This window comes from Armatimonadota bacterium (genome assembly GCA_020354555.1).
In the GTDB taxonomy this organism is placed as follows: domain Bacteria; phylum Armatimonadota; class Hebobacteria.
The window spans coordinates 1,653,477-1,662,507 of record CP070648.1; the positions used below are offsets into that span (position 1 = coordinate 1,653,477).

The window sequence follows — 9,031 nt, forward strand, 5'->3', positions numbered from 1 at the left end:
AAGCGAACGAGCAGCGTTTCGTGATCATCCAGATCGAGGACCCCGAGCCGCTCGATGAACTCGAGGCGATCGCGGAGCTGGAGGGGATTGACGTCATCTTCTTCGGCCCCGGTGATTTCAGCCACAGCATCGGCGCGCCGGGGCAGTGGGATCACCCCAGGATCGCGGAAACCCGCCGACGCATCGCCGAGGCGTGCGCGCGGACCGGCAAGGTTGCCGGGACGGTCGGTGCGCCCGAGAATCTGGCGGAACTGGTCGGCATGGGATATCGTTTCATCAACCTCGGCGCTGACGTAGTCGGTCTCAGCCAGTACTGCAAAGGTCTTGCGGCGGAGTACGAGAAGCTGAAGCGATGAGGCGCGCCCTGCTTGATGTCCCCGACCACCCGGGAAGGCCAGGCAACGGGCGGTCGGCGATCGGGACATGACAGGCGGCGCGAAGGGAACGACACGATGAGCGGTGCTCCGAGCAAACAGGAGCTGTCCACAGCCGAACGGTGGTTCGAGGATTCCTTCCGGTCGCCCGCAGCGGCGGCGAGAGATCACCGGTTCCCGATATCGTTTGACTATGCCGGCGAGCACGCCCTCGCCTTCCTGCTCGGGGCGAAAGTTGAATGGGTCGAGGGCGAATGCGCGGCGTCCGCGACATGCCGGACGCTCATTCTCACCGAGCCCAAGACGCGGTTGGAACTCCGCTGCGAAGTCACGACCTTTGCCGACTTTCCCGCCGTTGAGTGGGTGGCGTACTTCAGGAACGCCGGCGATGGCGCGACGCCGGTCATCTCGGACATCCGGCCTCTCGATGTCGCTTTCGCGGCCGCGCGGGAGACGCCGTGCTGCCTGCATCATGCTCTCGGCAGTCAGTGCGCGCGGGATGACTTCGCGCCGCAGGAGACACCGCTGCCGGCCGAGGCACAGGCGCACCTGGCGGCCTGCGGCGGACGAAGCTCAGACGGCGCGCTGCCATTCTTCAACCTCGAGATGGGCGACCACGGGGTGATAGGCGCCATCGGATGGACCGGTGGCTGGGAGGCCTGGTTCGGGCGCGATGCCGACGGTTCGATCCGCGCCCGCGCCGGGATGCCGCGCACCCGCGTCAAGCTTCTTCCCGGCGAGGAGATACGGACTCCCCGGATCCTGCTTCTGTTCTGGGACGGCGACCGGCTGCACGGCCACAATATGCTGCGGAGGCTCATCCTCGCGCATCACACGCCGCGGCCGGACGGCGGGCAGTTGACCGCGCCGATATCGTTTGCCGTCTGGGGCGAGAACACGGCAGCCCAGCAGATCGCCAAGGCGCGGTGGTTCAAGGACAATCGGATCGAGTTGGACGCGTTCTGGATTGACGCCGGGTGGTACGGCGACGGAGCACTGCAGGGGGACTCGACCGTTTTCAACAGCACCTGGGCGCAGCGCGTGGGCGACTGGTGGCCGAACCCGAACGCGTACCCCGAGGGGCTGGCGCCAATCGGCCGCGCGCTGCGCGAGATGGGATTCGGCTTCGTGCTGTGGGTTGAAGCGGAGCGCGTGTTCAAGGGCACTCGCTTTACCCGCGAGCATCCGGAGTGGCTGCTGGGGCCGATCGGTGACAGCTACCTGTTTGACCTGGGCCTGCCCGATGCGCGCCTGGCGCTGACCGATCTCATTTCCTCGATCATCGAGGAGAGCGGCGTCACGATCTACCGCCAAGATTTCAACATGCAGCCGGCGCCGTACTGGGAGGCGTCGGACACTCCCGACCGCATCGGCATGAGCGAGATGCGCCACATCGCGGGGCTCTACGCGATGTGGGACGATCTGCTGGCGCGCCATCCCGGCCTGATGATTGACAACTGTGCGAGCGGCGGCCGGCGTATGGATCTCGAGACGATCTCGCGCAGCATTCCGCTGTGGCGCAGCGATGTGCAGTGCTGGCAGGGCTTCCCGGCGACGGCGATGCAAGGGCAGACGCACGGGCTTGCGCTGTGGGCGCCGCTGAGCACGGGCTGCTGCGACCGGCCCGATTCATATGCGTTCCGCAGCGCCCTCGGGCCGGGGATGGTGCTGAGTACGAACGCGTTCGAGCGCGACCCGCCCCCGCCGTTTCCGCCGCAATGGCTGCGCGACAGCGTGGCCGAGCAACGCGCAGTGCGGCAGTACTTCTACGGTGATTTCCATCCGCTGCTGTCGTTCACGCTGGCGGATGATGCGTGGGCGGCCTGGCAGTTCGACCGGCCGGACCTCGGTGAGGGCATGGTGTTGGCGCTGCGGCGCGAGCACAGCCCATTCGTACGGATGCAGGCAGTGCTGCGCGGTCTCGATGCGGCGGTGCGCTACGAGGTCCGATCGCGCGACGGCGGCGGCGCGACGACGTACGCCGGCCGCGACCTTATGGGAGCCGGTATCGCAATTGAGATTGCCGAGCAGCCGGGGTCGGCGCTGATTCTGTACAGGCGACTTGCGGAATGAGGAGCGAGACCAGTGGGCATACTTGAGCGATTCTCCCTGGACGGTAGGGTGGCGCTGGTGACTGGCGGAGCGGGCCTCTACGGGAGGCAGATCGTGGCCGCGCTGGCGGAGGCGGGTGCACGGACCTTCGTCGCGTCGCGCAATCTCGCGGCGCTGGAGACCCTCGCGGCGGAGCACCGCGCGGCCGGCCGCGACGTCACGGCCCTGCAATACGATCAGGGCGAGGAGGCATCCATCCTCGCCCTGCGCGACGACGTCCTGCGCCACAGCGATCGCTTCGACGTCCTGGTCAACAACGCGGTGCTGCGGCCGATGAAGCAGGGCTACCGCGACGACGCCGCGACCTTTGCCGAGAGCATGCAGGTCAATGCCACCGGCCTGTTCGTCATCACTCGCGCGTTCGGCGACGTCATGGCGGAGCAAGGAAGCGGAGCCGTCATTAACATCGGGTCCATCCACGGCATGATCGCGCCCGACCCGGCGATTTACGAGGGGACGGAGATGAGCGGCTGGTACCCCGACTACTTCTTTCACAAGAGCGGGATGATCAACTTCACGAGATTCATGGCCAGCTACTACGGGGCGCGCGGTGTGCGGTGCAACTGCGTGAGCCCCGGCGGTCTGTGGACGGCGAAGATGCCCGAGACGTTCGTGCGCCAGTACAGCGAGCGCACGTTCCTCGGGCGACTGGCCAACGAGACCGACCTCATGGGCGTCATCGTGTTCCTCTCATCGGACGCGTCGGCATACATCACCGGCGCCAACATTCCGGTGGAAGGCGGATACACCGCGAAGTAGCAGGTCTCCATGCGCGCCACCACGCTCGGCGATTTGACGCTGTCCGGCTTAATGCTCGGCACGGTGCAGTTGGGGATGCCCTACGGCATCGCCAACCGCAGCGGTCAGCCGTCGTACGAAACGGCGCGAGCGATCATTGCGTGCGCGTACGAAGGTGGCGTCAATTGCTTCGACACCGCGGCCGCCTATGGTGCAAGCGAGGAGGTGCTCGGCCGAGCGCTGGCGGAGCTGGGGATTGCCGAACGCGTCGTCGTGGCAACGAAGATTCAGCACCTGACAGGGGCGGCCTCGCGCCGGCAGGCGTCGCGGATGATCGAGGAGTCCGTCGCATCTTCGCTGCGCGCCCTGCGCCTGGATGCCCTGCCGATCTGCCTGTTCCACCTGGAGCAGGACTTCCGATACGCTGATTGCCTGGCCAAGCTGAGAGACAACGGCGCGGTGCGGTTGATCGGGGCCTCGGTGATGACGCCCGAGGCCACGGCGGAGATTCTCCGCTCGGGACCGGCAGAGGCGATACAGCTGCCTGTCAATCTGCTCGATCAGCGTTTCGTGCGCCAGGGCGTATTGGCGGAGGCGCGGCGGCGCGGGACGGCGGTCTTCGCGCGCAGCGTGTACCTCCAGGGGCTGCTGCTGATGCCGGAGGAAGACATCCCGCCTCAGCTTCGCGAGGCGACCCCGATTCGACGCAAGCTGGCCGCCGTCGCCGCCGAAGCCGGCATGAGTCTGGCAGAGTTGGCGGTGCGTTACGTCCTTGGCATTGCCGGAATGACGTGTGCGGTCGTGGGAGTCGAGACGGTGGCGCAGATGCGAAACAACCTCACGCTCTTCGCAAAGGGCCCGCTGGACGCGGTGTTGATGGAGACGATCGCCGGCGCGGTCCCGGATCTGCCGGATCGCGTGCTGATGCCGAGCCAGTGGTTCGCGGGAGATGCGCCACATGCCGGCAGATAGTCTGACCGACCTGCTGAACCTCGGATACCCAGGAGGCTGCGACATGATACGAGGCCTGTGCGCGGCGATTGCCGTCTTTGTGCTTGCCGCAGGCACCGCAGGAGATGCGGTGACGCGACCACGGATCGAGAGCACGGTGACCGTCGCCGAGTCGGTTGATCATCTGAACTTCCCGTTCCTTCACCGGCTCGACAATGGCGACCTTCTCTTGTCGCACAGCGAAGGCGTGCATACGAAGACGGAGCGCGGACGCTGGCGGCGGTCGCGCGACGGCGGCGCAACGTGGGAGTCATACGTGGGGCGCGCGGGGCCGTGCCTGGCGCAGCTCTTCGACGGCAGCATGCTGTCGTTGGGCTTCCGAATCGTGCACGAGGAGGGGTCGTACCGCGCGGTAACCTATCGTTCGGCCGACCGCGGGGAATCGTGGGTCGGGCCGGAGAAGGCGCCGCTGACGTTCCCCTTCGACGGCACGTTCGTGCTCCACAGGAGCATCGTCGAGCAGCCAGACGGGCGGCTGCTCGCGACGGGATACGGCAAACGCGAGGGAGATGCCCGGTATCGCAGCTTCGCGCTGGCCTCCGACGATCGCGGGCAATCGTGGCAGTATCTGAGCACGATTGCCTACGACCCCGAGGTGGGCAGCGAAGGATTCTGCGAGCCGGTGATGGTTCACCTACGCGACGGGCGGCTGTTGTGCGTCATGCGAACGGGGTCGGGCGAGGACTTGTACCAGTGCTGGTCGGTCAACGGCGGGCGCGATTGGAGCGTGCCGGTGCGGGTCGGCGCGCGCGGAGTGAACCCCGATCTGTGTCTGACGGCGGACGGCCCGCTGGTCTTGACCTACGGGCGTCCGGGCGTGCATGTGCTCGTGGATCGCACCGGCACCGGTGCCAGCTGGACCGACCGTCTGGATGTGTACGCCGGGATCGGCTGCGGCTACACCAGCGTCGAGCACATCGCGCCCGGGCGTCTGCTTCTCACCTACTCCGCGTCGTCATTCTGCGGCACCGAACTGGAGCCCGGCCCCAACCGCATCCTCGCGGCGTTCATCGCGCTGCACTAATCCGCCGCGTCCGCGAGCGAAGGGAGTCTACTTCTTCGCCTTCTTCAGGGCGGCTGCCAGCTCCGGCTGCGATTTCGCGTACTCGTCCAGGGGCACCCCTTTGCGCCAGCTATCGGCGGCCTGGCGCAAAGCGAGCACGCCGGCCTGAATGCCCATGGGATGATCGAGAATCGCGCCGCCTGCCATGGGCAGGATGTCCACCCCGTAGGCCTCGAGGTTCTGCACGATGTTGTCCGCGCCGAGGCCACCCGACAGCGCCGGCACCATGTCGCGCAGCTTCCCCATCGGCTCGCGGAACAGCTCGACCAGCTCGATCGAGCGCTCGCGCGTGTCGGCGATGAGATACCCGTCAATCATGTGCGCGCGCATGAAGTCCCCGCCCAGCATACGAACCATCCGCGCCACCACCTTGAGGTCGACGCCAAAGTTGGGGAACCGTCCCCACGCGCTGCGCCCGCCGGTATGGACGTAGATCGGGACCGGCAGGTCCGCGCGCTCGGCCAGGATCTGAATCGCCGCGAAGCCCGTCGCGAAGCAGTTGATCATGAGGCCGGTGGCGCCGTTGTCCACGGCGCGGCGCGCTGCATCCGCGATGACATCCGGGCGCGTGCTGATGTGCGGGCAGTAGATAACCTTGCGCCCGGTTTCCTGCTCCGCCTCCTTCAGCGCCTGCGCGACGAGGCGCACCTTCTCCTGCAGCGGGCAGTAGTCGGGATTGTTCATCTTCTCGTCGTCCTTGATGAAATCAATCCCGCCGAGGGCGGCCTCGCGGCATTTGTCGGCCACCTCGCGCGCGCTCAGGCCGGCGCAGGGCTTGACGATGGTAGCGGTAACCAGATCATCCGGGCCGAGACCGAGGAACTCGCGGCACCCCTTCATCCCGAACTTCGGTCCCGGCAGTTGTGCCAGCAGTTCGTCGGGCAGCGCGAAATCCACCATGCGCACGGAGTCCACGAACATGCGCTCGAACAGCGGCCCGCCCGTCATGAACAGCCAGAACGCGGGGATGAAGTATGGGTCGACGGGCATGTTGCTCAGCGGGTAGGCAATCGTCGCCATCGCCTTGCCGGGCTCGATGTCGTCGAGTCGGTAGAGTTCGCCCCGGCTGCGCTTGAACAACTCGGTGGGTTCGCCCTCCCCGACCCAGTTGCCGGTGGTTTCCTCGGAGGCGATTTTCTCCGCCGCCGCGCGCATGTCACCTCTCGTTTCAAGGTAGTACTGAGCGAGGAAGTATCCGTCAGGTGCTCTTTCCAATTCGACCTCCACAGCTTGATGATGATGGGGATTGCCTTCGACTCACCCCGAAAGTTGTCCTGCCGTACGCAACGCCGTCGCGCCGGTCGCAGCAGGTTTGCACAGTTCAGCCGCCGGCGCCGGCGTGTGCGCCGACCCCTTCGAGCCTGGTGCTGAGCCAGGCGCAGAGGAAGAAGGTCATGGCGAACAGCAGGAATGCCGCCTGATAGCCATGGAACAGGATGCGCACGTACTGCCCGACCAGGATCGTCACGCCGACCCCGAGGTCGCGCCACACGTACAGCCCCGCTATCATCGCCTGGCGCGAGGTTGATTCGGCGCTGTCGCCAACCAAGGCGAGCACGCCCGCGAGCACGGTTGCCGTCAGCGCGCCGAGAATCGCCGCCGCGAAGGCGAGCGCCGCGGCGCCGGGCAGCACAACCGGGATCAACAGCGCCGCCCCGCTGACGGCGAAGATGCCTGCCATGACCCGTCCCCTCCCGAGGCGATCCGACAGCACCCCAACGAAGGGGCTCATGACCGCGCGCAGGACGTAAAACGCCATCGTAATCGCGGCAACGAACTGGATGCCGTAGTCCTGCTCGATCGCAGACGCGAATACGCCGAGCAGCAGCCCGTAGCCGATCGCGGCAGCGAATTGAATCACCGCGACGATGCGCCCGACGCCGCTCACGGCGAACCTGAGGACCGCGGAGAAGCTCGGCAGCTCCCGCGGGAAATCGCGGCGCGGCACGAACAGGCAGATGATATTGCCGAGGGCCGTCATGCCGATGGCGCCGATGAGCATCCCGCGGCCGCCGAACTGCCGCAGCAGCAAGCCGAGGACGGTCAGGCCGACCACGAAGCCGACGTGGGTCGCCGAATAGAAGATCCCCGCCGAGCGCCCGTAGTGTTCCCGCCGCGACGCGTCGAGAACGTGCGCGCTGCTCGTGATCCACAACAAGGCCGCGCCCCACGACCACGCGAACGCCGCCGCGAGCAGCACCCACAGGCGGGGGTACGCCAGCACGGCAACCGCGAACAGCGTGTACATCGTCGCCCCGGCCACGATCGCCCAGTAGTCGCCCAGAGCGCGAATCGAGTACCCGCCGAGCAGCCGCCACACGACGAAACCGAGGTACACCGTGGCCAGGATCAGCGATGACCACATGGGACCCCAGGTGGTCGTTTGCTCCAGATACGGAATGAGGAACTGCTGAAGCGCGCCCGTGCCCATGAAGATGAACAGGAACGCGGCGGAGAGGACGGCGAGGTCGCGATTCAGCTTGATACGCTGCGTCATCGGCGCGCCGGACGTCACGCGCGTTGTCCGCGATCGGCCGTCGCACCGATGCGCCGGAGCAACTCCTGCGGGTTGCCCTCGAGCGCCCGAAGTGCCTCATCATCGCTCAGGCCGGCGCCGCGGGCGACCGACTCCGCCTTCTCTCGTGAAAACAGATCGGCCGACTCATGGGCGTCGCTGTTGATGAGGAACTTGGCACCCGCCTCGCGCCCGACTTGACAGACGAGGCCGTTGGCGCGGTTGTGGCCCTGGCGAGCCGTGATCTCGAGGAAGATGCCGTTCGCCGCGGCGGCCGCGGCGGCTTCGGCGGTTATGTGACCGGGGTGGGCGATGATGTCCACGTCCGGGCAGCGCGCGGCCGCGAGGTTGGTGCCCGGCTCAACCGGCTCGACGGGCGATTCCCCGTGCACGACGACGAAGAGCGCGCCGGCCTGTTTGGCCGCACGCGCGAGTTCGGCGACGCTCGCCGCGGGAACGTGCGTCAGTTCGACGCCGGCGACGGCGATAATCCCCCAGTGCTTCGCCGCCAACTCGCAGTCCTTGCGCGCAGCGCCAATGCACAGCTCCATGGTTCCCGGGCCCGCGTGATCGGCGACACCGATCCCCGTGTAGCCGCTGACGACGGCTCGCCGTAACAACTCGATCGGCGCCAGCACGCCGTCGCTGAGAAACGTGTGGGTGTGGAAGTCATAGAGCATGTCGGTATCCGGTTCCGTATTGCGCGGGTTCGCAGGTCTTGACCTCAACTCCGTGCCGCGCGCTCACTCTGCGAGCGCAGTCGTCACCTCGTCCGGTCGAACGTCATCAACCACCTCGACATCGCCGATGGCGCGCGGCAAGACGAAGCGCAGCCGCCCGCCGCGAGCCTTCTTGTCAGCCGCCATGATCTCGAGCAACGTGGCCGCGGGAGCGTCGGCCGCGCGCACCGGCAGGCGCAGTCCTTCGAGCAGCGCCCGCATGCGGCTCACGTCGTCCGCTCTGAGCCAACCCCGGCGCTCGGACAATCCTGCCGCGGCCACCATTCCGATCGCCACCGCGTCGCCGTGCCGATAGGCGCGATACCCGCCCCACGTCTCCAGGGCGTGCGCGAACGTGTGGCCGTAGTTGAGAATGGCGCGCAGCCCTTGCTCCGTCTCATCCCGGCCCACGACGTCGGCTTTGATCTCGCACGACCGCCGCACGACATGCAGCAACACTGCCGGGTCGCGGCGCAGCAACGGCCTGCGGCGCGCCTCG

At 67.0% G+C, this 9,031-nt stretch carries 9 protein-coding genes; 5 read left to right on the plus strand and 4 right to left on the minus strand.

Annotation, left to right across the window (positions count from 1 at the left end; genetic code table 11):
• The 5 genes from JSV65_06705 to JSV65_06725 form a co-directional block, all read left to right on the plus strand.
• Positions 1-356, plus strand: a 356-nt coding sequence (locus tag JSV65_06705) for an aldolase (GenBank protein UCH36038.1), incomplete at its 5' end; no start/stop codon positions are given.
• A gap of 96 nt (positions 357-452) precedes the next feature.
• Entirely contained in the window at positions 453-2,447 is a 1,995-nt protein-coding gene (locus JSV65_06710) for an alpha-galactosidase (GenBank protein UCH36039.1), read from the plus strand.
• A 12-nt stretch (positions 2,448-2,459) separates the two neighbouring features.
• Positions 2,460-3,245 carry an SDR family oxidoreductase gene (locus JSV65_06715; GenBank protein UCH36040.1) on the plus strand — a complete coding sequence of 262 codons (786 nt, stop codon included), beginning with the start codon at positions 2,460-2,462 and terminating at the stop codon, positions 3,243-3,245.
• Positions 3,246-3,254: 9 nt separating this feature from the next.
• Positions 3,255-4,196 carry an aldo/keto reductase gene (locus JSV65_06720; protein ID UCH36041.1) on the plus strand — a complete coding sequence of 314 codons (942 nt, stop codon included), beginning with the start codon at positions 3,255-3,257 and terminating at the stop codon, positions 4,194-4,196.
• Positions 4,183-5,259 carry an exo-alpha-sialidase gene (locus JSV65_06725; GenBank protein ID UCH36042.1) on the plus strand — a complete coding sequence of 359 codons (1,077 nt, stop codon included), beginning with the start codon at positions 4,183-4,185 and terminating at the stop codon, positions 5,257-5,259. Before JSV65_06720 ends, JSV65_06725 begins: the two co-directional genes overlap by 14 nt.
• 27 nt (positions 5,260-5,286) lie before the next feature.
• Here the strand turns inward: JSV65_06725 and JSV65_06730 are convergent, their stop codons facing one another.
• The 4 genes from JSV65_06730 to JSV65_06745 form a co-directional block, all read right to left on the minus strand.
• Entirely contained in the window at positions 5,287-6,513 is a 1,227-nt protein-coding gene (locus JSV65_06730; GenBank protein UCH36043.1) for a hypothetical protein, read from the minus strand.
• Positions 6,514-6,619: 106 nt separating this feature from the next.
• Positions 6,620-7,795, minus strand: a complete 1,176-nt coding sequence (locus JSV65_06735) for an MFS transporter (GenBank protein ID UCH36044.1) — start codon at positions 7,793-7,795, stop codon at positions 6,620-6,622.
• A gap of 14 nt (positions 7,796-7,809) precedes the next feature.
• Positions 7,810-8,493, minus strand: a complete 684-nt coding sequence (locus tag JSV65_06740; GenBank protein UCH36045.1) for a histidinol phosphate phosphatase domain-containing protein — start codon at positions 8,491-8,493, stop codon at positions 7,810-7,812.
• A gap of 63 nt (positions 8,494-8,556) precedes the next feature.
• On the minus strand, positions 8,557-9,031 hold a 475-nt coding region (locus JSV65_06745), incomplete at its 5' end, for a 3-dehydroquinate synthase (GenBank protein ID UCH36046.1).

Coding starts and splice junctions, on each gene's coding strand:
- JSV65_06735 (UCH36044.1), bottom strand. CDS start 7,795: ATGACGCAGCGTATCAAGCTGAATCGCGACCTCGCCGTCCTCTCCGCC.
- JSV65_06710 (UCH36039.1), top strand. CDS start 453: ATGAGCGGTGCTCCGAGCAAACAGGAGCTGTCCACAGCCGAACGGTGG.
- JSV65_06740 (UCH36045.1), bottom strand. CDS start 8,493: ATGCTCTATGACTTCCACACCCACACGTTTCTCAGCGACGGCGTGCTG.
- JSV65_06720 (UCH36041.1), top strand. CDS start 3,255: ATGCGCGCCACCACGCTCGGCGATTTGACGCTGTCCGGCTTAATGCTC.
- JSV65_06725 (UCH36042.1), top strand. CDS start 4,183: ATGCCGGCAGATAGTCTGACCGACCTGCTGAACCTCGGATACCCAGGA.